The sequence below is a fragment of the Streptomyces sp. NPDC031445 genome (assembly GCF_055581365.1).
Genome location: NZ_JBVIJO010000016.1, coordinates 16,527 through 38,338, shown reverse-complemented (window position 1 = coordinate 38,338; position 21,812 = coordinate 16,527). Strand labels below are relative to the sequence as shown.

At 73.5% G+C, this 21,812-nt stretch carries 19 protein-coding genes and 1 pseudogene; 10 read left to right on the top strand and 10 right to left on the bottom strand.

Going from position 1 to position 21,812, the window contains the following annotated elements; genetic code table 11:
• Nucleotides 1-19 precede the first annotated feature (19 nt).
• Nucleotides 20-1,186: a serine hydrolase domain-containing protein gene (locus ACZ5DC_RS33855; RefSeq protein WP_468659184.1), complete on the bottom strand. Its 1,167-nt coding sequence runs from the start codon at nt 1,184-1,186 to the stop codon at nt 20-22.
• A gap of 334 nt (nt 1,187-1,520) precedes the next feature.
• Here ACZ5DC_RS33855 and ACZ5DC_RS33850 point away from each other — a divergent pair, with 334 nt between their 5' ends.
• On the top strand, nt 1,521-3,317 hold the full coding sequence (locus ACZ5DC_RS33850) for a M4 family metallopeptidase (RefSeq protein WP_468659182.1): 1,797 nt from the start codon (nt 1,521-1,523) through the stop codon (nt 3,315-3,317).
• 81 nt (nt 3,318-3,398) lie between these two features.
• Here the strand turns inward: ACZ5DC_RS33850 and ACZ5DC_RS33845 are convergent, their stop codons facing one another.
• From ACZ5DC_RS33845 to ACZ5DC_RS33835, 3 genes are read right to left on the bottom strand one after another with little or no spacing between them, the layout of a single operon-like run.
• The gene (locus tag ACZ5DC_RS33845; protein WP_468659180.1) at nt 3,399-3,749 is read right to left on the bottom strand and encodes a UBP-type zinc finger domain-containing protein; all 351 of its coding nucleotides are present in this window, start codon (nt 3,747-3,749) and stop codon (nt 3,399-3,401) included.
• Entirely contained in the window at nt 3,746-5,197 is a 1,452-nt protein-coding gene (locus tag ACZ5DC_RS33840; RefSeq protein WP_468659178.1) for an ATP-binding protein, read from the bottom strand. Before ACZ5DC_RS33840 ends, ACZ5DC_RS33845 begins: the two co-directional genes overlap by 4 nt.
• Nucleotides 5,194-6,870 (bottom strand): NAD(P)/FAD-dependent oxidoreductase, encoded by a 1,677-nt coding sequence (locus tag ACZ5DC_RS33835; RefSeq protein ID WP_468659176.1) that lies wholly within the window; start codon nt 6,868-6,870, stop codon nt 5,194-5,196. The genes ACZ5DC_RS33840 and ACZ5DC_RS33835 overlap by 4 nt, the downstream gene beginning before the upstream one ends.
• A 261-nt stretch (nt 6,871-7,131) precedes the next feature.
• Here ACZ5DC_RS33835 and ACZ5DC_RS33830 point away from each other — a divergent pair, with 261 nt between their 5' ends.
• Entirely contained in the window at nt 7,132-7,995 is an 864-nt protein-coding gene (locus tag ACZ5DC_RS33830) for a universal stress protein (RefSeq protein ID WP_468659174.1), read from the top strand.
• A 1-nt stretch (nt 7,996) separates the two neighbouring features.
• Here ACZ5DC_RS33830 and ACZ5DC_RS33825 read toward each other — a convergent pair whose 3' ends face one another.
• The 3 genes from ACZ5DC_RS33825 to ACZ5DC_RS33815 form a co-directional block, all read right to left on the bottom strand.
• A complete protein-coding gene (locus tag ACZ5DC_RS33825; protein ID WP_468659172.1) occupies nt 7,997-9,235 on the bottom strand; it encodes a DUF4032 domain-containing protein in 1,239 nt (412 codons plus the stop codon).
• A gap of 667 nt (nt 9,236-9,902) precedes the next feature.
• Complete coding sequence (locus ACZ5DC_RS33820; RefSeq protein WP_468659170.1) at nt 9,903-10,649, bottom strand: MBL fold metallo-hydrolase; 747 nt, start codon at nt 10,647-10,649, stop codon at nt 9,903-9,905.
• A gap of 81 nt (nt 10,650-10,730) precedes the next feature.
• Nucleotides 10,731-11,360: an alpha-ketoglutarate-dependent dioxygenase AlkB gene (locus ACZ5DC_RS33815; RefSeq protein WP_468659168.1), complete on the bottom strand. Its 630-nt coding sequence runs from the start codon at nt 11,358-11,360 to the stop codon at nt 10,731-10,733.
• A gap of 135 nt (nt 11,361-11,495) precedes the next feature.
• Between ACZ5DC_RS33815 and ACZ5DC_RS33810 the strand changes: the two genes are divergently transcribed.
• Nucleotides 11,496-12,116, top strand: a complete 621-nt coding sequence (locus tag ACZ5DC_RS33810) for a TetR/AcrR family transcriptional regulator (RefSeq protein WP_468659167.1) — start codon at nt 11,496-11,498, stop codon at nt 12,114-12,116.
• 102 nt (nt 12,117-12,218) lie between these two features.
• On the top strand, nt 12,219-13,892 hold the full coding sequence (locus ACZ5DC_RS33805) for an FAD-binding dehydrogenase (protein WP_468659165.1): 1,674 nt from the start codon (nt 12,219-12,221) through the stop codon (nt 13,890-13,892).
• A gap of 2 nt (nt 13,893-13,894) precedes the next feature.
• Here the strand turns inward: ACZ5DC_RS33805 and ACZ5DC_RS33800 are convergent, their stop codons facing one another.
• On the bottom strand, nt 13,895-14,242 hold the full coding sequence (locus tag ACZ5DC_RS33800; RefSeq protein ID WP_468659164.1) for a DUF488 domain-containing protein: 348 nt from the start codon (nt 14,240-14,242) through the stop codon (nt 13,895-13,897).
• Nucleotides 14,243-14,408: 166 nt separating this feature from the next.
• On the opposite strand from ACZ5DC_RS33800, the gene ACZ5DC_RS33795 reads away from it, so the two are divergent.
• The 5 genes and pseudogenes from ACZ5DC_RS33795 to ACZ5DC_RS33775 all read left to right on the top strand — a co-directional run bounded on the left by ACZ5DC_RS33795 (nt 14,409) and on the right by ACZ5DC_RS33775 (nt 19,642).
• On the top strand, nt 14,409-15,818 hold the full coding sequence (locus ACZ5DC_RS33795) for a M1 family metallopeptidase (RefSeq protein WP_468659162.1): 1,410 nt from the start codon (nt 14,409-14,411) through the stop codon (nt 15,816-15,818).
• Nucleotides 15,819-15,887: 69 nt separating this feature from the next.
• Nucleotides 15,888-16,622, top strand: a complete 735-nt coding sequence (locus tag ACZ5DC_RS33790; protein ID WP_468659160.1) for a L,D-transpeptidase family protein — start codon at nt 15,888-15,890, stop codon at nt 16,620-16,622.
• 20 nt (nt 16,623-16,642) lie between these two features.
• On the top strand, nt 16,643-17,350 hold the full coding sequence (locus ACZ5DC_RS33785) for a response regulator transcription factor (RefSeq protein ID WP_468659158.1): 708 nt from the start codon (nt 16,643-16,645) through the stop codon (nt 17,348-17,350).
• Nucleotides 17,347-19,182: a sensor histidine kinase gene (locus tag ACZ5DC_RS33780; RefSeq protein ID WP_468659156.1), complete on the top strand. Its 1,836-nt coding sequence runs from the start codon at nt 17,347-17,349 to the stop codon at nt 19,180-19,182. Before ACZ5DC_RS33785 ends, ACZ5DC_RS33780 begins: the two co-directional genes overlap by 4 nt.
• 29 nt (nt 19,183-19,211) lie before the next feature.
• Nucleotides 19,212-19,642 (top strand): annotated as a pseudogene (locus ACZ5DC_RS33775) (DUF6098 family protein).
• 20 nt (nt 19,643-19,662) lie between these two features.
• Here ACZ5DC_RS33775 and ACZ5DC_RS33770 read toward each other — a convergent pair.
• Nucleotides 19,663-19,914, bottom strand: a complete 252-nt coding sequence (locus tag ACZ5DC_RS33770) for a WhiB family transcriptional regulator (RefSeq protein ID WP_171160258.1) — start codon at nt 19,912-19,914, stop codon at nt 19,663-19,665.
• A 329-nt stretch (nt 19,915-20,243) separates the two neighbouring features.
• Nucleotides 20,244-21,131 carry a LysR family transcriptional regulator ArgP gene (locus ACZ5DC_RS33765; protein ID WP_468659154.1) on the bottom strand — a complete coding sequence of 296 codons (888 nt, stop codon included), beginning with the start codon at nt 21,129-21,131 and terminating at the stop codon, nt 20,244-20,246.
• A gap of 66 nt (nt 21,132-21,197) precedes the next feature.
• On the opposite strand from ACZ5DC_RS33765, the gene ACZ5DC_RS33760 reads away from it, so the two are divergent.
• A complete protein-coding gene (locus ACZ5DC_RS33760; RefSeq protein ID WP_468659152.1) occupies nt 21,198-21,812 on the top strand; it encodes a LysE/ArgO family amino acid transporter in 615 nt (204 codons plus the stop codon).

The window sequence follows — 21,812 nt, the reverse complement described above, 5'->3', positions numbered from 1 at the left end:
CGGCACCGTCGCGCGCCGGCTAGCCCCCGGCCGTTGCCGGCTTGCCGCAGAACGCCGATTCCAGGGCACCCGCCAGCGTGTCCAGCACCCTGGCGTTGTTGGACGTGTTGGCCACGGCCGTCAGACTGCGCCCCCCGTCCTTCGTGCTGAACGCGTACGTGTAGTACCCCTGCACCGCCCCCGTGTGCCCGTACACCCGCACCCCGCAGGACAGCTCCCGCCGCCGCAGCCCGAGTCCGTACGCGGTCGTGCCGGTCACCCGGGTGAACCGCTCCATCTCGGCGAGCCGCGCGGCGGACATCAGCTTCCCCCCGAGCAGCGCGCCGTAGAAGACGTCGAGGTCCCGCGCGCTGGAGATGACCGCCCCGGCGCTCTGCGCCCAGGACACGGTCTGCGCGGTCGCGTCGACCAGCGGGGCGCCCGCCGTGTCCGGTGTCAGGTACCCGCGGGCGTACCGGCCCGGGATCGCGGTGTCCGGATGGACGTAGAAGGTGTCCTTGAGCTTCAGCGGCCCGATGACGCGCTTCTCGTACGCCGTCCGCACGGACTGCCCGGTGAGCTTCTCGATGAGCAGCCCGGCGACGACGAAGTTGGTGTTGGAGTAGGAGTACGCGGCGCCCGGCGCGTTGGTGCGCGGCTTCTTCAGGGACAGGGCGACGAGCTGCCGGTAGGTGAAGACCTTCTTCCGGACCGCCTCGAAGCCGGAGACACTGCTCGCGAACATGTCGTCGGTGTAGTCGTACAGTCCGCTGCGGTGGCCGAGCACATGACGGACCGTGATCCGGTCGTCCGGCAGCAGGTCCGGCAGATAGCGGTTGACCGGCGCGTCGAGCGAGAGCCGGTGCTCGTCCACGAGCTGGAGCAGCACGACGGCCGAGAAGGTCTTGGTGACGCTGCCGATCCGGAACCGGTCGTCGGTGCTGATGGGCCGCCGGGTGGCGCGGTCGGCGACGCCCCGGGTGACCCGGTACGTCCTGCCCCGGTCGTCGATCCGGGCCAGCGCCCCCGGCGCGCCCTGCGCCACCGCCGACCGCAGCACCGCGGCCAGGCCCGCGGTGTCGGGTGCCGGCAGTGCCGCCGGCGCCGGTGTGCCCGGGCCCCCGGCCGCCGCCCGCGCCGGGACCGCGAGCAGGGACAGCGCGACCGTCGCGAGGACCGCTCCCCGCCCCACCGTTGCTGAGACCATGCCCTGCCCACTCCCATCGGCCGGTTCCTGATGCGATATCGGTCACATTCCGCCCTGGGAACCTAGGGGATCGAGCCCGCGTCTCCACAGCCGACACACAGTTGGTCACCCCGTGATCACTCTGCGGCTTCCATTCGTAAAGGATTGCCATAGAAGTTCGCGAAATGGATCATTCCGGCTTTACGTGCGCATGACTGATCCGCAAGGGTGGCCCCTCGGGGCCTGACCGGCCCCCGTGGCGCCCAACCGCGCCGCGCCCCAAGGCGGTTGGGCAGTCCGGCCGCCTTCGAACGGAGGACCCCTGATCAGATTGCGTAGACCGCACATACGCTCCGTGGCCGTCGCCATCGCGGTGACGACCGCTGCCACGGGCCTGGCCGGTACGGCCTTCGCGGCTCCTTCCACGGGGGTGGAGCGGTCCGCCGCCTCCGCCGCCCCGAGCGCCACGACGGTGGTGGAGGCGGCGCGCACCGCGGCCTTCGCGCACGCCTCGGCGACCGGTGTCTCCCAGGGCGACGAACTGCACGCGCAGGACGTCATGATCGACCCCGAGGGCGCCCGGCACGTCCGTTTCGTCCGCACTCACAACGACCTGCCGGTGCTCGGTGGCGACCTCGTCGTCCATCTCGACCGCCGGCTCGGCTACACGGGCGTGACCCGTGCGGCCGACCACGCCGTCAAGCCGGCCGCCGCCAAGGCGAGGCTGACCGCGAGCCAGGCCGCCGCCAAGGCGAGGCTGACCGCGAGCCAGGCCGCCGCCAAGGCCGCCCAGGCCGCGAAGGGCGACGCCGGCGGCGCGCAGCTCGTCGTCGACGCCCGCGGCGGTGCCTCCGCGCTCGCCTACCAGGTCACCGTCACCGACAAGGGCAGCGCCCGCACGGTCGTCGTCGACGCGGTCACCGGCAAGGTGCGCAGCAACACGCCGACCAGGGACGAGTTCCTGTCGCCGAAGCTGCTCGACGCCCTGCGCGAACGCGGCGAGACCCTCGACCCGGCCACCGGCACCGGCTCCGACGCCGCCGTCTCCGGCCTGGTCGGCTCCCGCGGCGCCGGCGCCGCTGCCTACCCGTCGGCCGCCAAGGGCACCGGCAAGACCCTCTTCGTGGGCACCGTCCCGCTGACCACCACGCAGACCTCGCGCGGCCACTACCAGCTCAAGGACCCGAACCGGTACGGCACCGAGACGCGGGACGCCAAGGGCTCGTACACGGAGAAGTTCAGCGCCGGCACGAAGCTGACCAACACGACCAACGTGTGGGGCAACGGCAAGACCACCAGCCGGGTCAGCGCCGCCGCGGACGCCCAGTACGGCATCACCAAGACGCTGGACTTCTACAAGTCCACGTTCAAGCGCAAGGGCATCGCCGACAACAGCAAGGCCGCGCAGGGCATGGTCCACTGGGGCAAGCAGGTCGCCAACGCCTTCTGGGACCCGACCTGCAACTGCATGCTGTACGGCGACGGCGACGGCGACCTGTTCAAGAAGCCGCTCGTCGTGCTCGACGTCACGGGTCACGAGCTGACCCACGGCGTGGTCGAGGCGACCGCCAACCTCCAGCCGACCTTCGTCGACTCCGACGGCAACCAGTACGGCGAGCCCGGCTCGCTGAACGAGTCGCTCGCGGACATCTTCGGCTCGAACGTCGAGTTCTACGCCAAGAACACGAAGGACACGCCGGACTACCTGATCGGTGAGAAGCTGGGCCTCGCGCAGAAGTTCCTGCGCCGCCTGGACCACCCGTCCCTCGACAAGCTCGAAGGCACGATCGACTACTGGTCGGAGGACACCTACTACACCGAGGTGCACGCCGGTTCGGGTGTCTCCTCGCACGCCTACTACCTCCTCGCCGAGGGAAGCGGCAAGAAGACGATCAACGGCGTCAACTACAACTCGCCGACGTACCACAACATCGCGGTCAAGGGCATCGGCCGCACCAAGGCGACGGCCATCTACTACCGTGCGCTCACCCGCTACATGGTCTCCACGACCGACTTCCACCAGGCGCGCACCGCGACGCTGAAGGCGGCCAAGGACCTGTACGGCGCGAACAGCACCGAGTACAAGACCGTGGACAAGTCGTGGGCCGCGGTCAACGTCACCGCCGCCAACACGCCGAGCGCCCGTCACTGACGGACACCGGACCCCACCGGCACCACCGGATGCCCCGCCCCGTGCGGGGCATCCGCGTGTCCGGGGAGCCGTCGCGCGTTGTCAGCGCAGGGTCCGCGCCCAGTCCGCCGGCACCCGGCCCGCCGGGCCCGGCACCGGCTGGTCGGCGGGATGGCAGTCCGGCGGGGCGAGTTCGGGCCCGGAGCCGTACAGCCGGCCGGTGCCGAAGTCCCAGAACCAGTCCTCGCCCGGCTCGAAGCTCTGGATGACGGGGTGTCCCGTCTCGCGGTAGTGGGCGCTGGCGTGCTTCGAGGGGGAGTCGTCGCAGCAGCCGACGTGCCCGCACTGCGCGCACCGGCGGAGGTGGAACCACCAGCCGCCGCCCTCCACGCACTCGACGCAGCCCGTGCCGCTGGGCGCGGCGCTGGGGTCGATTCCGTCGATGTCGTTCATACCGGCTCCTCGTCGGGCGTCTCGGCGGTCAGGGGAAGCAGCACCTGGAAGCGGGTGTCACCGGGCACCGACTCCACCCGCAGGGCGCCGTGGTGCTTGTTGACGACGATCCGCCAGGAGATGTCCAGGCCGAGCCCGGTTCCCTCGCCGACCGGTTTGGTGGTGAAGAACGGGTCGAAGATCCGGTCCTCGATCTCCGGCGGCACACCGGGACCGGTGTCCCGGAACTCGACCAGCAACTGTTCGTTGTGGAGCGCCGTCCGCACGGTCAGCGTGCCCTGGCCGCCGGCGCTGTTCATGGCCGAGACGGCGTTGTCCACCAGGTTGGTCCACACCTGGTTCAGCTCGGCCGGGTAGGCGGGCACCGGCGGGAGCGTGCGGTCGTACTCCTTGACGACCTGGATGCCCCGCCCGATCTTCCCGGAGAGCATCAGCAGCGTGCTGTCGAGGAGTTCGTGCACGTCCACCACCCGGTACGGCGCGCGGTCCAGCTGCGAGTACTGCTTGGCCGCGTCGACGAGGTGCGAGATGCGGGTGGTGGAGTCCTGGATCTCGTTCATCAGCAGCTCGGTCTCGATGGTGTAGTTGAGCCACCCGACCGCGTTCGGCAGGATCTCCTCGTCCACCGCCGCCGCGACCTGCTCCAGCCAGTCCACGTCGACCCCGGCCTGCACGAAGGTGGGCGCCAGCTGCCAGCCCTGCTCGACGCCGTGGTCCTCCAGCCAGTCGGTGAGGGTGTCCTCCCGGTCGCTGGCCTCCAGCGGGCTGAGCGCCGGGGCCTTCGCCACCCGCTCCGCGGTGCGCTCCTGGATCTCGACCAGGCGCGCCAGCACCTCGCGGGAGAACGGGCCCTCGGCGATCAGGCCGAGCTTGCGCCGCATCTTCGCGACCCGCTCCCGCAGGGTCGAGGTGGCCCGGACCGCCGCCGCGGCCGGGTTGTTCAGCTCGTGCGTGAGCCCCGCCGACAGCGAGCCCAGCGCCAGCAGCCGCTCCCGCTGCCCGATCATCGCCTGGGTGTTCTTCGTCCCGAAGAACAGGCCCTCCAGCAGGTGCACGGCCATCGGGAACCACTCGTGCATGACCTCGCAGAACACCTGCGCCGGCAGCACGAAGAACCGCGTCGGTTCGGTGACCCGCATGGAGTTGTTGTAGACCTGCTGGACCCGGTCGCCGAGGTACGCCTGCATCGCGCCCGCGTACACCCCGGGCTGCGAGGTCCGGATGACCTCCACGTCGTCGCCGCCGACCCGGCGCGACAGCACGACCGTGCCCTCGATCATCACGTAGAAGCAGGTGGCCGGCTCGCCCTCGGCGTAGACCGGGCCGGGCTGGAACAGCTCCACCCGCCCCTGGGCGCACAGCCGGCCCAGCTGCTCGTCGCCGAGCTTCTCGAAGAGGAACAGCGAGCCGACCTCCTGCGGGCTGCATGCCACGACCTGCCCGCTCACGACTGCTCCAGGTACCGGTGGACGAGCATCACGGCCATGGCTCCCTCTCCGACGGCGGACGCGACACGCTTGGCGGACTCGGAGCGGGCGTCACCCGCCACGAACACCCCGGGGACGCTGGTCTCCAGGTGGTACGGCGGCCGGTCCAGCTCCCAGCCGGCCGGCGGCCGCCCGTCGTCGGTCAGGTCGGGCCCGGCCAGGATGAACCCGCGCCGGTCGCGCAGCACCGTCTCGCCCAGCCAGTCGGTCAGCGGGGCGGCGCCGATGAACACGAACATCCACTGCGCGTCGACCCGTTCCGTCTCCCCGCTCACCGTGTCGCGCAGGGTCAGCTGCTCCAGGTGCTCGGCGCCGTGCGCCTCCTCGACGACCGTGTGGCAGCGCACCGCGATGTTCGGGGCCTCGCCGATCTGCTGGATCAGGTAGTGCGACATGGACGCCGACAGGTCCGGGCCGCGCACCAGCAGCGTCACCGACTTCGCGCCCCGCGACAGGTACATGGCCGCCTGGCCCGCCGAGTTGGCGCCGCCGACGATGTACACGTCCTGGCCCTGGCAGGAGGCCGCCTCGGTCAGCGCCGAGCCGTAGAACACCCCGCAGCCGGTCAGGTCGGTGCAGCCCGCCGCCTCCAGCTGGCGGTACTGCACCCCGGTCGCGAGGATCACGCTGTGCGCGGCGATCGCCGAGCCGTCCGCGAACCGTACGACGCGTGCGGCGCCGTTGACCTCCAGGCCCGTCACCTCCCGGGCGGTCAGCATCTCGGCGCCGAACTTGGCGGCCTGCCGCCGCGCCCGGTCGGTGAGCTGGGCGCCGGAGACCCCGTCGGGGAAGCCGAGGTAGTTCTCGATCCGGGAACTCTGCCCGGCCTGCCCGCCGGTCGCCGAGCGCTCCACCAGCACGGTCCGCAGGCCCTCGGAGGCCCCGTACACGGCCGCGCCGAGCCCGGCCGGACCGCCGCCGATCACGACGAGGTCGTAGAAGTCGGCCGTCGGTGTGGTGGCCAGGCCCACGTGCGCGGCGAGCTCGGGCGCCTCGGGTTCCACCAGGACCGTGCAGTCCGGGGTGATCACCAGCGGCAGCCGCTGCCCGTCCTGCCCGGCCGCCGCCAGCAGCCGCTGTCCCTCCGGCTCGTCCACCGAGTACCAGCGGTACGGCACCTGGTTGCGGGCCAGGAACTCCCGCACGTCCGAGGAGCGCGCCGACCAGCGGTGCCCGACGACCTTGGTGCTGGGCACCGGCTTGTAGGCGCTGGTGCGCCACGCCTCCAGCAGATCGTCCAGGACCGGGTAGAGCTTCTCCTCCGGCGGGTCCCAGGGCTTGAGCAGATAGTGGTCCAGGTCGACCACGTTGATCGCGTCGATCGCCGCGTTGGTGTCGGCGTACGCGGTCAGCAGCACCCGGCGCGCCCCCGGGTACACGTCGAGCGCCTGCTCCAGGAACTCGATGCCGTTCATCTGCGGCATGCGGTAGTCGGCCAGGATCACCGCGACGAGGTCGCCGCGCAGCTTCAGCTCGCGCAGCGCGTCCAGCGCGGACTCGCCCGACTCCGCGCGCACGATGCGGTACGTCCCGCCGTAGCGCCGTCTGAGGTCGCGGGCGACGGCACGGGAGACCCCCGGGTCGTCGTCCACGGTCAGGATGACGGTCCGCGCGGTGTCGGCGGCCTGTGTCATACGTCTCCCACCCGAGTGTCGGTTCCCCCGCCGGTCGGTGTCGTGCGGACCACCGCACCGGTTCCAGGCCATCGTATGTGCGGTCGAGCCGGACGCGCTTGTCCGACGGAGACCGGTACTTGCCCGACAGCGACCAGCGAGCGCGCCCCGCCGTCCGGGGGACCGGCGCGACGGGTCGTGGGAGGGATCATCGGGACGGTGCGCGGGCGCCCGGCAGCGGGCACCCGGTACCCGAGGACACGACGACGAGGAGGCCCACGGATGACACGCCCGATCACGGCAGGGGTGGACGGTACGGCGGAGAGCCTGGCCGCTTTGGACTGGGCGGCCCGGGAGGCCGTGCGCCGGGAGCTGCCGCTGCGGGTGGTCCATGCCTGGCGGTACGCCGAGGCGCTCGCCGCCGACCGGGACACCCAGCGCGGGTGGGTGTCCGCGGGTGTCGAGGAGGCCGCGCGCACCGTCTCGGAGCGGCACCCCGGGCTGACGGTGACCACCGACGTGGCGGAGGGTGCGGCCGGGCACGCGCTGGCCGACGCGGCGGCCGGCGCCGAGATGCTGGTGCTCGGCTCGCGCGGCCACGGACCCGTCGTCGGGTTCCTGCTGGGCTCGGTCGGCCAGCAGGTGATCGCGGAGGCGGCCCGGCCCGTGGTCCTCGTCCGCGCCGAGGACCAGCCCGCGGGGGAGGCGGCCGGCCGGGACGTGGTGGTCGGCCAGCACGGCGGCCCCGAGGACAGCGCGGCGGCGCTGCGGTTCGCGTTCGAGACGGCGGCGTCCCGTGGCGCCGCCGTCCGTGCCGTCCGTGCCTGGACCCTGCCGCCGGTCTTCGCCTACAGCCCCGGTTCGCTCAAGCTGCTCGACGACGCGGGCGGTCTCGAACCGTACGAGAAGCAGGCGCTGGCCGATGCCCTCCAGCCGTGGCGGGAACGGTTCCCCGAGGTGCCCGTGGCCGAGCACGTCGAGATGGGCAGTGCCGGCCAGGTGCTGCTGTCGATGTCCGGCCGGGCCCAGCTGATGGTCGTCGGGCGCCGGGCGCGCCGCACGGCCGTCGGCGCCCGGATCGGTTCGGTCGCGCACGGGGTGCTGCACCACGCCGGCTGCCCGGTGGCCGTGGTCCCGCACGAGTGACCTACTCCGGGCCGGCCGCCGTCTCCAGGCCGGCCCGGGCCTTGGGCAGGACGTTGTCGATGTAGTCCTGGACGGCGGTGTCCAGGCCTATGTCGTGCTGGGCGCGCTCGGACAGGTACCAGCGGTGTTCCAGGAGCTCGTGGTAGATCTCGGCCGGGTCCATGGAGCCGCGCAGCTCCGGCGGCACCGCCCGCACGGTGGGCCGGAACACGTCCCGCACCCAGCGGTGGGCGAGCACCTCCGGGCGGGCGGCGAGGGGATCGCCGGGCGCGTAGTCCTCCTGGGTGGCCATCCAGCTCTCCAGGTCGTTCAGCAGCCGCCGGGCCTGGTTCTCCTCGGCGTCCAGACCGGTCAGCCGGAGGAGCTGCCGCTGGTGGTGGCCGGCGTCGACGACCTTCGGCACGAAGGTGACCGTGTCGCCGTTGGAGGAGTGCTCGATCTGCATCTCGGCGACGTCGAAGCCGAGGTCGTTCAGGCGGCGGATGCGGCGCTCGATGTAGTGGTACTTGCCCGCCGGGTACACCGAGGTGCGGGTCAGCTCCTGCCACAGGCCGTGGTAGCGGGTGCAGATCTCGTGGCCGAACTCGACCGGGTCGACGGACGGGTGCAGCGCGCCGGACGCCTCCAGGTCCAGCAGCTCCCCGCTGATGTTCACGCGGGCCAGGTCCAGGTCGTAGTCCCGCTGTCCGGGGCTGAGCCGGGGGTGCAGGTCGCCGGTCTCCGCGTCGACCAGGTAGGCCGCGTAGGCGCCCGCGTCCCGCCGGAACAGGGTGTTGGACAGCGAGCAGTCGCCCCACGCGAACCCCGCCAGGTGCAGGCGGACCAGCAGCACGGCGAGGGCGTCCATGAGCCGGTGCATGGTCGCCGGGCGCATGGTCGTCTCGAACATGGACCGGTACGGCATCGAGCCGCGCAGGTGCCGGGTGACGAGGACCGGCTCCAGCGGGTCGCCGGAGGCGTCGGTGCGGCCGGTGACCACGGCGAGCGGGTCGACGGCGGGGATGCCGAGCCGGTCCAGGTCGCGCAGCAGCTCGTACTCGCGCAGCGCGGGCCGCTCGGCCAGCTCCTTGACGGCGATCACCTCGTCGCCGGCGTGGGCGTAGCGCACCACGTGCCGGGAGATGCCGCGGGGGAGCGGCACGAGGTACTCCTCGGGCCACTTCTCCAGCGGGGTGTCCCAGGGGAGCGCGAGCAGGAGCGCGGGATGCTCCGGGTTCGTGGCGCTGATCTGCAAGGCCATGGCACGAACCCTAAGGCCCCGCATGTCCGTTCGAGGAGCCCGGCCCCCGCGGGGGGCTCCGCGCGGTTCGGACGGTTCGGGTTTCCGCGGCGCCGGCGGCGGCTGGAGGGGGCCGGTTCTTCCGCGCGGTCGGGTGCGGGTGCGGCTCGGTCGCTCCGCGCGGCTCGGTCCTCCGCGTGTTCCGGTCCGGCCGTAGGACTCGACAGGGTCCGGGCGGGCCCGGCGCGTGCGGGAGGCTCGGCGCGTTCGGGGCGGTGCGGCCCCCGCGGGAGGCACGGCACGCTTCGGCGGGGGTCGGTTCTGCCGCGTGGCCCGGCGCTCCGGACGGCTCCCTACCCCCGTGGCCTGGTCCCTCCGGGAGGCCCGTTCCCCCCGGGAAGTCGGCGCGCTTCGGGCGGTCAGGGCCTTCTGAGGGGGCAGGCCCCGCAGGGGTACGGCTCCTTCGCGCGGTCCGGCGCTCCGGGCGGCTCCGCTCTCCGCGCGGCCGGCCCCTCCGGGAGGCTGGACGCGCTTCGGGCGGTTCCGTTCCTCCGCGCGGGCCGGTCCCTCCAAGACTCGGCGCGCCCAGGGCGGCCCCGCCCCTCCGGGAGACCCGGCGCACCCGAGGCGCGCCGGGGCCTCCCGGGAGGGCGGTGTCCCGGGGTGGGCCGGTGTCTTCGGGGGGCGGTCAGGACGCCCGGTCCCGGGCCTGTTCGGCCGCGGCTCGTACCGAACCGTGGTGGAGCGGCCCGTGGCCGGGCAGGAGCGTGTCGCCGTCGAGCGCCGCGACCACGTCCAGGGAGGCCAGCGTCCGCGCGCGGTCGTGGTGGAAGAAGTCGGGCAGCAGTTGCGGGCCCTTGACCCGGGAGGTGGCGTGCCCGCTGACCAGGGCGTCCCCGGAGATCACGATGCCGGCGTCGGGCAGGTGGTAGACGCAGTGGCCGTCCGTGTGGCCGGGGGTGTGCACGGGCACCGGCCGCCCCGGCAGGTCGAGCGCCCCCTCGGTGGGGAACGGCTCGGGGGCCGTGACGGGGTGTTGCTCCGTGCCGCCCACCCGGATCACGTGCACGGCCCAGGGCAGCACGCCGGGCCGCCAGGCGTTGCGCACCACGTTGGCGATGGTCGCCTGCTGGAGGAAGTCGCGCCGGGCGTGCGGGACCTCGGCCGGGTGGAGATAGACCGGGGTTCTGTGGGCGGCGCGCAGGTACTCGGCGGAGCCCAGGTGGTCGTTGTGCGCGTGGGTGATCAGGACGGCGGTGACCGCCTCCGGTGAACTGCCCACCTCCGCGAGGGACTCCAGCAGTCCCGCCCGGTCCCCGGGATAGCCGGTGTCCACCAGCGTGACGGCGTCGCCGTCCTTCAGGATCACCCAGTTGGTGTTGTGGCCGTGCACCAGGTAGGTGCCGTCGGCGACTTGTCTTACCTCTGCCCGCATGATCTCTCCGAGCCCTCAGCGGCGGATCGTCGGGGACAGCCAACCAGACGGGCGCCCGGCCCGCGCGAGCGGGCCCGGTCGTCAGCGCACACCGTGCGGACGGAACTGGATGCTGATGCGCGGTCCCGTGGCCCGGCTGGTCTTGGGGACGCAGTGCTCCCAGGTGCGCTGGCAGGAGCCGCCCATCACGATGAGGTCGCCGTGGCCGAGCGGGCGCCGGACCGCCGTGCCGCCCCCGCCGGCCGGCCGCAGCAGCAGGTCGCGGGGTTCGCCGACGGAGAGGATCGCGACCATCGTGTTCTCCCGGGAGCCCCGGCCGATCCGGTCGCCGTGCCAGGCGACGCTGTCCCGGCCGTCGCGGTAGTAGCACAGCCCGGCCGTGGCGAACGGCTCGCCGAGTTCGTCGGCGTAGTGCCGGGACAGGGCGGTGCGGGCCTCGTCGAGGACCGGGTGGGGCAGCGGGTCCTCCGCCCGGTAGAAGGCGAGCAGGCGCGGCACGGACACCACGTTGTCGTACATCTTGCGCTGCTCGGCCCGCCAGGGGACCTCCGCCGCCAGGTGTTCGAACAGGTCGTCGGCGCCGCTCAGCCAGCCCGGCAGGACGTCGATCCAGGCGCCCGAGCCCAGTTCCGTCCGGTGCAGCCCGCCGAGCGGGCCGAGCCGCAGCTCGTCGGTCTGGTCGAACAGGGAGCCCTGGAGGTGCGTGGACATGGGTTCAGCGTACCTCTTAATCGAAAGTACGTTCCTATTGATCAATGGGGGCCCCGGGGGACCGGCGGGTGACCGGAGGCTTTCGATACAGCGGTGTATCCGATACATTCGCGTATCCAGCGGGAGGAGACAGCCATGGAGACGGCCGGACGCGTCACCCGGCGCCGGGTCCACACCCGCGCCCGGCTGCTCGACGCCGCGTTCGCGGTGTTCGCGGCCAAGGGCTACGGCCGCGTCTCCATCGAGGAGGTCTGCGAGGCGGCCGGGTTCAGCCGGGGCGCGTTCTACTCGAACTTCGCCACCCTGGACGAGCTGTTCTTCGCCCTGTACCAGCAGCGCGCCGACCTCATCGCCGCGCAGGTGGCCGACGCCCTCGCCATGGACGGCCCCGGCCTCGACGTGCCCGCCGCCGTGGACCGGGTCACCGAGGTGCTGCTGCTGGACGTCGACTGGCTGCTCGTGAAGACCGACTTCCTGGTGCACGCGGCCCGGCACCCGGCCGTCGCCCGGGCCCTCCTCGACCACCGCGCCCGGCTCCGGCAGGCCATCGCCGACCGGCTCTCCCGGGCGCGCGGCCACACCGCACTGCCCGCCGTGCTCGGCGACGTCGACGGTGCCGCGCACGCCGTGGTCGCCGCCTACGACGGGGTCACCACCCAGCTGCTGCTGGACCGGGACGTCGAGGCCGCCCGGATCTGGCTGAAGCAGCTGCTCACCGCGCTGCTCACGGACGGCAGCCGCACCCCCGTCACCTGAGCACAGCCGGAACGGCACCGCCGTACGAGCGCACGCGCGCCGGCGCGGGCCGGCACCGGACCGAGTACACCGCCGAGCACCGTCAGGAAGGACACAGTCGTCATGGACGCGGACGTCATCGTCGTCGGAGCGGGTCTCGCCGGCCTGGTCGCGGCGCACGAACTCACCAGCCGGGGCCGCCGGGTGGCCCTGGTCGACCAGGAGAACGCCGCCAACCTCGGCGGCCAGGCGTTCTGGGCCTTCGGCGGGCTCTTCCTCGTGGACTCGCCCGAGCAGCGCCGCCTCGGCGTCAAGGACTCCTTCGCCCTCGCCTGGAACGACTGGCAGGGCAGCGCGCGGTTCGACCGGCTCGCCGACGAGGACTCCTGGGCGGTGCGCTGGGCCCGCGCCTACGTCGAGTTCGCGGCCGGCGAGAAGCGGTCCTGGCTCCAGGGACACGGCATCGAGCTGCTGCCGACGGTGGGCTGGGCCGAGCGCGGTGACCTGCGGGCGGACGGACACGGCAACTCCGTACCCCGCTTCCACATCGCCTGGGGCAGCGGCACCGGCGTGGTCGAGCCTTTCGTGCGGTACGCCCGGCAGGCCGCCCGGGACGGGCTGCTGGCCTTCCACCACCGCCACCGGGTGGACGAGCTGGTCATCGAGGGCGGCACGGCACGCGGTGTGCGCGGTACCGTCCTCGCCCCCGACGACTCCCCGCGCGGCGTCGCCTCCAGCCGTGACCGCGCCGGCGACTTCGAACTCACCGCCCAGGCGGTGGTCGTCACCACCGGCGGCATCGGCGCCGACCACGACATGGTCCGCCGCCACTGGCCCGAACGGCTCGGCACACCCCCCGCAGAGATGGTCACCGGCGTCCCCGCCTACGTGGACGGCCGCATGCTCGACATCAGCGCCGAGGCCGGCGTACGCCTCGTCAACCGCGACCGCATGTGGCACTACACCGAGGGCCTGCAGAACTGGGACCCGATATGGCCGGGCCACGGCATCCGCCTGCTGCCCGGCCCGTCCTCCATATGGCTCGACGCCCTCGGCCGCCGGCTGCCCGACCCCTGCCTGCCCGGCTACGACACGCTCAGCACCCTCAGGTACCTGCGCACCACCGAGGACATCGCCGGGTACGACCACTCCTGGTTCGTCCTCACCCGGAAGATCATCGAGAAGGAGTTCGCGCTCTCCGGCTCCGAGCAGAACCCCGACGTCACCGCCAAGGACCGCAAGGCCGTGCTGCGCGACCGGCTGCTCGGCAAGGGCGCCCCCCCACCGGTGCGGGCCTTCCTCGAACACGGCGCCGACTTCGTCACCGCCGGGAACCTGGAGCAGCTCGTCGGGAAGATGAACGCCCTGACCGGCGAGCCGCTGCTGGACGCGGCCGTGGTGCGCCGCCAGATCGAGGCCCGCGACCTCCAGATCGCCCACCCCTACAGCAAGGACGCCCAGGTCCAGGGCATCCGCAACGCCCGCCGCTACATCGGCGACCGCCTCGCCCGCGTCGCCGCCCCCCACCGCCTCCTCGACCCGGCCGCGGGCCCCCTCATCGCGGTCCGGCTGCACGTGCTGACCCGCAAGACCCTCGGCGGCATCCAGACCGACCTGGACTCCCGGGCGCTCGGCACCGACGGCACGCCGGTCGAGGGACTGTACGCGGCCGGTGAGGTCGCCGGGTTCGGCGGTGGCGGTGTCCACGGCTACAACGCCCTGGAGGGCACCTTCCTCGGCGGCTGCCTCTTCTCCGGCCGCGCGGCGGGCCGGCACGCGGCCCGGCAGACCGGCTGACCTCAGCCCTCCACCAGCTCCGCCAGGACGTGCGCGTGGCTCTCCTCCGTCTTCTTGGACGCCGTGAGGAGGGTCACCGTGCCTTTGCGGGCCGACTCCCTCAGGCGGTCCAGCAGTTCGGCGGCCCGGGGGGCCTCCAGCTCCTGCTCGTAGCGGCTGCGGAACTCCTCGTAGGAGCCCCCGCCGTGGTACCACGTGCGCAGTTCGCTCGACGGGGTCAGTTCCTTCGGCCACTCGTCCACCCGCACCGCGTCCTTGGCGAGGCCGCGCGGCCACAGCCGGTCGACCAGGACGCGCAGGCCGTCGTCGGGCTCGGGCGGTTCGTAGATCCGGCGCACACGCACGCTCACGGTCGGGCCCCTCTCGGGTCGTGGACGGTCGTGCGAGCGTACTGCGCCGGTCGCCGCCCACCCGGCGGCGACGCGGCACGACTTGACCGGAACAAGGGGGAAACCGGGCCCGGGCGGCGCCTACTCTGACGGCCAGTCGATCACCGGCCACTTCCGAGGAGCGCATGTGACGCCACCCCGCAGACAGCCCGCCCGCCGCCGTACCGCCGTCCTGGCCACCGTCCCCGTCGCCGTGGCCGCCCTCCTCGGCGCCGCGGGCCCCACGGCCCCGGGCGCCACCGGGGCGCCCGGCGCGGGCGACCCGTACTTCCCGCTCAGCGGCAACGGCGGCTACGACGTCCGCCACTACGACCTGACCCTGCGTTACGACACCGCGGCCCGCCGCCTGGACGCCACCGCGGTGCTCACCGCCCGCGCCACCCAGCGGCTCGGCCGCTTCGACCTCGACCTCAAGGGCCTGACGGTCACCGCCGTCACCGTCGGCCGCACGCAGGCGTCCTTCCGGCGCGACGGCCAAGAACTCGTCGTCACCCCGCGCCACCCCCTGCGCGCCGGGCAGGACTTCCGCGTCACCGTCGCCTACCACGGCACCCCGAAGCCGGTCACCGACCCCGACGGATCGGCGGACGGCTGGATCCCCACCGACGACGGCGCGTTCGTCGCCGGCGAGCCGCAGGGCGCGATGACGTGGTTCCCGGCCAACGCCCACCCGAAGGACAAGGCGTCGTACGACTTCACCCTCACCGTCCCCGAGGGGCGCACCGCCGTCGCCAACGGCGTCCTGCTCGGGCAGCGCACCACCGGCGGGAAGACGACCTTCCGGTGGCGCGAGACCCAGCCCATGGCCGCCTACCTGGCGACCGCCTCCATAGGGAAGTTCCAGGTCGAGCGGTACACCACCCGCGACGGCATCCAGGTGTACAACGCGGTGGACGCCCGCGAGGCCCGCGCCGCGGCGCCCGCGCTGAAGAAGCTGCCCTCCGTGCTGGAGTGGGAGAGCAAGCTCTTCGGGCCGTACCCGTTCCGGGCCGCCGGGGCCATCGTCGACCACGCCCCGGACGTCGGCTACGCCCTGGAGACCCAGACCCGGCCGGTCTACGACTCCGCACCCGACCTCGGCACCCTCGTCCACGAGAGCGCCCACCAGTGGTTCGGCGACTCCGTCACCCTCACCGCGTGGAAGGACATCTGGCTCAACGAGGGCTTCGCCACCTACGCCGAGTGGCTCTACGAGGAGCAGCACGGCGGCCGCAGCGCCCAGCAGGCCTTCGACTCCCTCTACGCCCGCCCCGCGAGCGACGAGTTGTGGGCCTACCCGCCCGGCGACCCGGGCAGCGGCGAGAACATCTTCGGCACCCCCGTCTACGCCCGGGGCGCCATGGTCCTGCACGAGCTGCGCCGGGCCGTCGGCGACCGGGACTTCTTCCGCACCCTGCGCGCCTGGGCGACCGGACACCGCGGCGGGCACGGGACCACGGCACAGTTCGTCCGGCTCGCCGAGAAGACCTCGGGGAAGCGGTTGGACGGGCTGTTCCGCACCTGGCTCTACTCGGCGGGCAAGCCGAACCGGCCCTGAAACACCGGAAGTTCGCTCCACACTCGGGACGCTGACCGGTTCCAAACAACTACCGGTCAAGATCGACTCATGATCCGACGCAGAACCGCCGTCGCTCTCCTCGCCTCCCCGCTGCTGCTCACCGGCTGCGGCGGCGGAGCCGAGGCGACCGAAGTCCGGACCCCGGCCCGCCGTCCGGCACCGGCGCCCACCCCCGGCACGCCCAGCCCGTCGGCCCCGCGCGGCATACCCGGCCTCGGGCCCGAGCGGACCGCGGCGATACCCGAGCGCTGCACCCAGGCCGTGGTCGTCACCGGGCGCGGCGAGAACTCCCCGCTCTGCACCGTCGTGCTGCACCGGCGCACCGCCACCGGCTGGCAGGCCGGGCCCGCCTGGCCCGGCCACAACGCGCTGCACGGCTGGAGCGCCCACCACATGCTCGGCGACCTGCGCTCCCCGCTCGGCGTCTACACCCTCTCCGACGCCGGCGGCCTGCTCCCGGACCCCGGCGGCAAGCTCCCCTACCACCACTCCAGCGGGTTCCACTCGCCCGGCACCGGCTTCGAGGGCGAATCCCTGGAGGGCTCCTTCGACTACGTCATCGCCATCGACTACAACCGCCGGCCCGGCACCTCGCCCCTGGACTGGACCCGGCCCCTCGGCCCGGGACGCGGCGGGGGAGTGTGGCTGCACGTCGACCACGGCGGACCCACCCACGGCTGCGTCAGCGTCGCCAAGGCGCACATGAAGGACCTCCTGCGCACCCTCGACCCCGGCCGGCACCCGGTCGTCGTCATGGGGCACGCCGACTGGCTCGCGCACTGAGCCGCTTAGGATCCGAACTCGTGTGCGCACATGTGCTGGTCGCCGAGGACGACGAGAAACAGGCCGAACTGCTCCGCCGCTCCCTGCTGGCCGAGGGCCACACCGCCACCGTCGTGCACGACGGCGCGGCGGCACTCGACGCCGCCCGCCGGCTGCGGCCCGACCTCGTCGTCCTTGACCTGATGCTGCCGGTCCTCGACGGCTTCGGCGTCTGCCGGGCGCTGCGCGCCGGCCCGGAGCGGCCGGACATCCCGGTGGTCATGCTCACCGCCCGCTCCGCCGAGGACGACGTCCTGCTCGGCCTCGACGTCGGCGCCGACGACTACCTGACCAAGCCGTACAGCCCGCGCGAGCTGATGGCCCGCATCCGCACGGTCCTGCGGCGCAGCGGGCGGGGCGTCGGCGCCCGGGACGACGACCCGGTCGTGCGGGCCGCCGGGATCAGCGTCGACCCGGTACGGCACGAGGTGCGCTGCGACGGCGCGCCGGTGGAGTGCACACCGGCCGAGTTCCAGATCCTGCTGGCCATGGCGGGGGAGCCGGAGCGGGTTTTCACCCGGCGGCAACTGCTGCACTGCACCCGCGGCTTCGACCGGGCCTCCACCGAGCGGGCCGTCGACGTGCACATCATGAACCTGCGCCGCAAGATCGAGGCCGACCCGCGGCGGCCGGTGCGGCTGCTGACCGTGTTCGGCGTCGGCTACAAGCTGAGCGGCGGCCGGCGGTGAGGCGCCGCATCCCGGTGCGCAAACGGCTGGTCGTCCGGCTGCTGTTCGTGTCCGCGCTGATCGCCGTCTGTTCCGTGGCGGCCACCGCCTGGCTCGCCGTGACCACCACCACCAGCGCCCTGAAGGAGGAACAGGGGCAGGACCTCGCCGCCGGCAACCGCATCCTCGCCCAGCTCAGCGGCTACGCGGCCACCCACTCGGACTGGGCGGGCATCCGGCCCGCCCTGCGGGAGCTGGCCGCCCGCACCGGCCGCCGGATCGCCCTCACCACCGCCGACCGCACCCTGGTCGCCGACTCCGCGCCCCCCGGCACCCCGCTGCCGCCCCGCCCCGCCGCCACCGTCGACCCGCTGCGCACCGACACCTACACCGAGACCGGCGCCCAGCTCAGCGGCATCGACCCGCGCGTGGTGGGCCCCTACCTGCTGCCGGCCGCGGAACGCGTCAGACTCGACTCGCTGGCCGCGCAACGCGCACACTGCTACGAACGCCACGGCCTCCAGGCCCGTACCGAACGGACCGAGAGCGGGCGGCCGGTGGTCACCGTCGCGGACGGCGCCGACCCTTCCGCCTACGGCGCCGACGTGTGCGAGGACGGCCGGCTCAACACCCCCACCGCGACCGAGCAGAAGGCCCTGGACGCCCTGTCCGACCTGGTGCGCCCCTGTCTGCGCAAGGACGGACTGGCCCTCGACGGACGGCTGTTCTTCACGTTCGACCCCCGCGGCAAGGACCCCTTCGGCGGCGGTTTCCTGGTCGCCAAGCTCGCCAGGCTCGGCACCGGCGAGGCCACGCGGACCGCCCAGCGCTGTGTCCAGACCGCCCGCCGCACCCAGCTCCAGCCCTATGTCGCCCCGGTGGCCGAGCTGTTCCTCGGCATCGGCGACCAGAACCCCGCCCGCTTCGACATGTCACCGGCCAACAAGGCCAAGGTGGTCGGCGTGGCCGGGCTGGTCCTCGCCGTCACCGTGGCCGTGACCGCCGTCGTCGCCGTCCGGCTGGTACGGCCGCTGCGCGCGCTGACCCTCGCCGCCCAGCAGCCGCCCGAGCTGCATGTGCGCGTGCCGGTGACCACCCGGGACGAGACCGGCATCCTCGCCGAGGCGTTCAACGACCTCACCGAGCGCCGCGCCCGCCTGGAGGCGCAGCGCAAGGCCATGGTCAGCGACATCGCGCACGAACTGCGCAGCCCGCTCACCAACATCCGGGGCTGGCTCGAGGTCGTCCGGGACGGCGTCGTCGAGCCCGACCCGGCGCTGCTGGACTCTCTGCACGAGGAGGCGCTCGTCCTCCAGCGGATCATCGACGACCTCCAGGACCTCGCCGCGGCCGACGCCGGCACCCTGCGCCTGCACCGCGAGCCGCTGCCGGCCGGCGACCTGCTCGACCAGGTCGCCGCCGCCCACCGCGTCGCCGCCGACGCCGCCGGGGTCGCCCTGCGCACCGGGGCCGACGCCGGCGCCTGGCTGGATGCCGACCCGGTGCGGATGCGGCAGGTCCTCGGGAACCTGGTCTCCAACGCGCTGCGGCACACCCCCGCCGACGGCAGCGTCACGCTCGCCGCACACCGGGACGGCGACGAGGTGGTCCTCACCGTCGCCGACACCGGCTCGGGCATCGCGCCCGAGGACCTGCCGCACGTCTTCGAGCGGTTCTGGCGCGCGGAGAAGTCCCGCAGCCGCCGCACCGGGGGCAGCGGGCTCGGGCTGCCGATCGTCCGCCACCTGGTGGCCGCCCACGGCGGCACGGCCGGGGTGGAGAGCGAGCCGGGGACGGGAACGGTCTTCACGCTGCGGCTGCCGGCCGCGCCGCCGCCAGGCGACGAGCTCTGAGAGCGGTGTCGGGCATCAAGAGCGGAGCAGTGGAATCCGATTCCGGGGCAGACCGGGGGTACTCCGTTCGCGCGAGCGCGGCACTGCTGTACGTGCGCTGGTCCAAAGGTCCGGGCACCGACCTCGACGCCGTCTCCGGCACCGACGAACTGACCGGCGTCCCCATGCCCGGGCTGTCCGCCAACCCGCTCGACGTCGAGAAGTGGTGGGAGGACCGGCCGGTGGAGCTGTGGGTGGCGCGCCGCCTGTACGACTACGCGCACCTGCCGCACGACAAGGGCCCCGGCGTGCGCCCCTGGGTCCTGCGGGGCCGCGAGATGGGCCGGGGCCCGGACAACGAGCCGCTGGTGGCGGAGGTCGAGCCGTTGTGCTGGATCGCCGGCGAGGTGATCGACGCGGCCCGGGACGAGAGGGCCCGGCAGGAACGGGAGTGGGGGCCCTGCGCCGCGGTGGCCGCTGAGCCCCCCCTCGCCCCGCCGGTCAGCCCGAGCGTTGCCGGGAGCGGGCGCGGCGCCGCAGCGCCCGCCGTTCCAGTTCCGTCGTACCGCCCCAGACCCCGATGCTCTGGCCCGTGTCCAGCGCCCAGTCCAGGCACTGTTCGCGGACCGGGCAGCGCCCGCACACCGCCTTGGCCTGCTGCGCCTGCACCTGCGCGGGTCCGGTCGTGCCGATCGGGAAGAACAGATCGGGGTCCTCGTGACGGCACGCGGCATGTTCGCGCCAGTTCTCCATCGGAATCTCCTGGTTCGGATCGAAGTCGTCCGTGCCTTGTCGCATGCGCCGCCGTTGGGGCGTGAGGGCGTTGCGCACACGTTCTCCGGTTCGGGTGACCGGTCAGGAAGGTGTGAAACGGCGGAACGCGCGGAGATAAGCGGAGATAACGTGACGGGCGCGGTGGTCGCCCCGGGCGGCGGCCCCAGGAGAACACCGCGGGAGCCGACAGGGCACCGTGGCCGAGGATGTGACGGGCCGCCGGGTGAGGCCCCCCGCACGCTCCCGCGACCGCCGGGCGCGCAGCGGCACTTGAGTGCTGGTCGGGCGGGGTTCTCCCGGAACCCGGGTCAGCCGCGCAGCGTCTCCGACGCCGTCCTCGTCACCGCATCGGCCAGGGAGGCCAGTGCCGGTGAGTCGAGCTTCCACTGCTGCCAGTACAGCGCGACGTCCATCCACGCGCCGGGGGCGAGAGCGACCAGCCGCGCCCGGTCCAGCAGCGGACCGGCCTGGACCTCCGGGACCATGCCCCAGCCGAGCCCCGCGGCGACGGCGTCCAGGAACCCCTCCGAGGTGGGCACGTGGTGCCGGAACGGGCCGGCGGAGGCGCTGCCGAGCCGGCGGGCGAAGGCGTCCTGGAAGTCGTCCTTGCGGTCGAAGACCACGACGGGGGCCCGGGACAGCGCCTCCGCGAGGGGCCGTCCGTCGAAGTGGGCCGAGGCGAACTCCGGGGCGGACACCGGAAGATAGCGCATCCGGCCGAGCGGACGGACCGCGCAGCCGGGCACCGGGTCCGGCGAGGAGGTCACCGCCGCCATCACCAGGCCCTCGCGCAGCAGCGCCGCCGTGTGGTCCTCGTCCTCCCGGCGCAGCTCGTAGCACAGGCCCGGGACCCGGGTCAGGGCCGGCAGGAACCAGGTCGCGAGCGAGTCCGCGTTCACCGCGACCGACACCCGCGTCGGCTCCCCGCCGCCGCTCAGCCCCAGCTCGCCCCAGGCGTCCCGCTCCAGCCGGGAGAGCTGCCGGGCGAACCGCACCAGCACGGCGCCGGACTCCGTGGGCCGTACCGGCCTGCCGCGCTGGAGCAGCACCCGGCCGGTCCGCTGTTCGAGGGCCTTGACCCGCTGGCTTACCGCGGACGGCGTCACGTGCAGCGCGGCGGCGGCCGCGTCGAAGGTGCCCTCGTCCACCACGGCCAGCAGCGTCCGCACCTGCTCCAGGGGCAGCTCTGACATCACGAGCGCTAATGGTACGTAAAAATCTTTAGCTGTACTTGTGACCGAGGCGTCCCTAGCGTCGACGGCATGAACCACGCCCTGTCCGCCGCGGCCGCCGGCTTCGGCACCGGCCTCTCCCTGATCGTCGCCATCGGCGCCCAGAACGCCTTCGTCCTGCGGCAGGGGGTGCGCCGGGACGCCGTCCTCGCCGTCGTGGGCATCTGCGCCCTGTCCGACGCGGTGCTCATCGCGCTCGGCGTCGGCGGGGTCGGCGCGGTCGTGGTCGCCTGGCCCGGCGCGCTGCGGGCGGTCGGGATCGTCGGCGGTGCGTTCCTGCTCTGCTACGGCGCCCTGGCCGCCCGCCGGGTGCTCAGCCCCGGCACCGGACTGCGCGCGGAGGGCGAGGCGGCCGGCTCACGCCGCCGGGCCGTGCTCATGTGCCTGGCGATGACCTGGCTGAACCCGCACGTCTACCTGGACACCGTGTTCCTGCTGGGCTCCCTGGCCGCCGACCGGGGCCCGCTGCGCTGGACGTTCGGGCTCGGCGCCGCGCTCGCCAGCCTGTGCTGGTTCGCCGCGCTCGGCTTCGGCGCCCGGCTGCTCGGCCGGTTCCTGGCCCGGCCCGGCGCCTGGCGGGTCCTGGACGGCCTGGTCGCCCTCACGATGCTCGCCCTCGGCACGGCCCTGGTCGCCGGCTCCTGA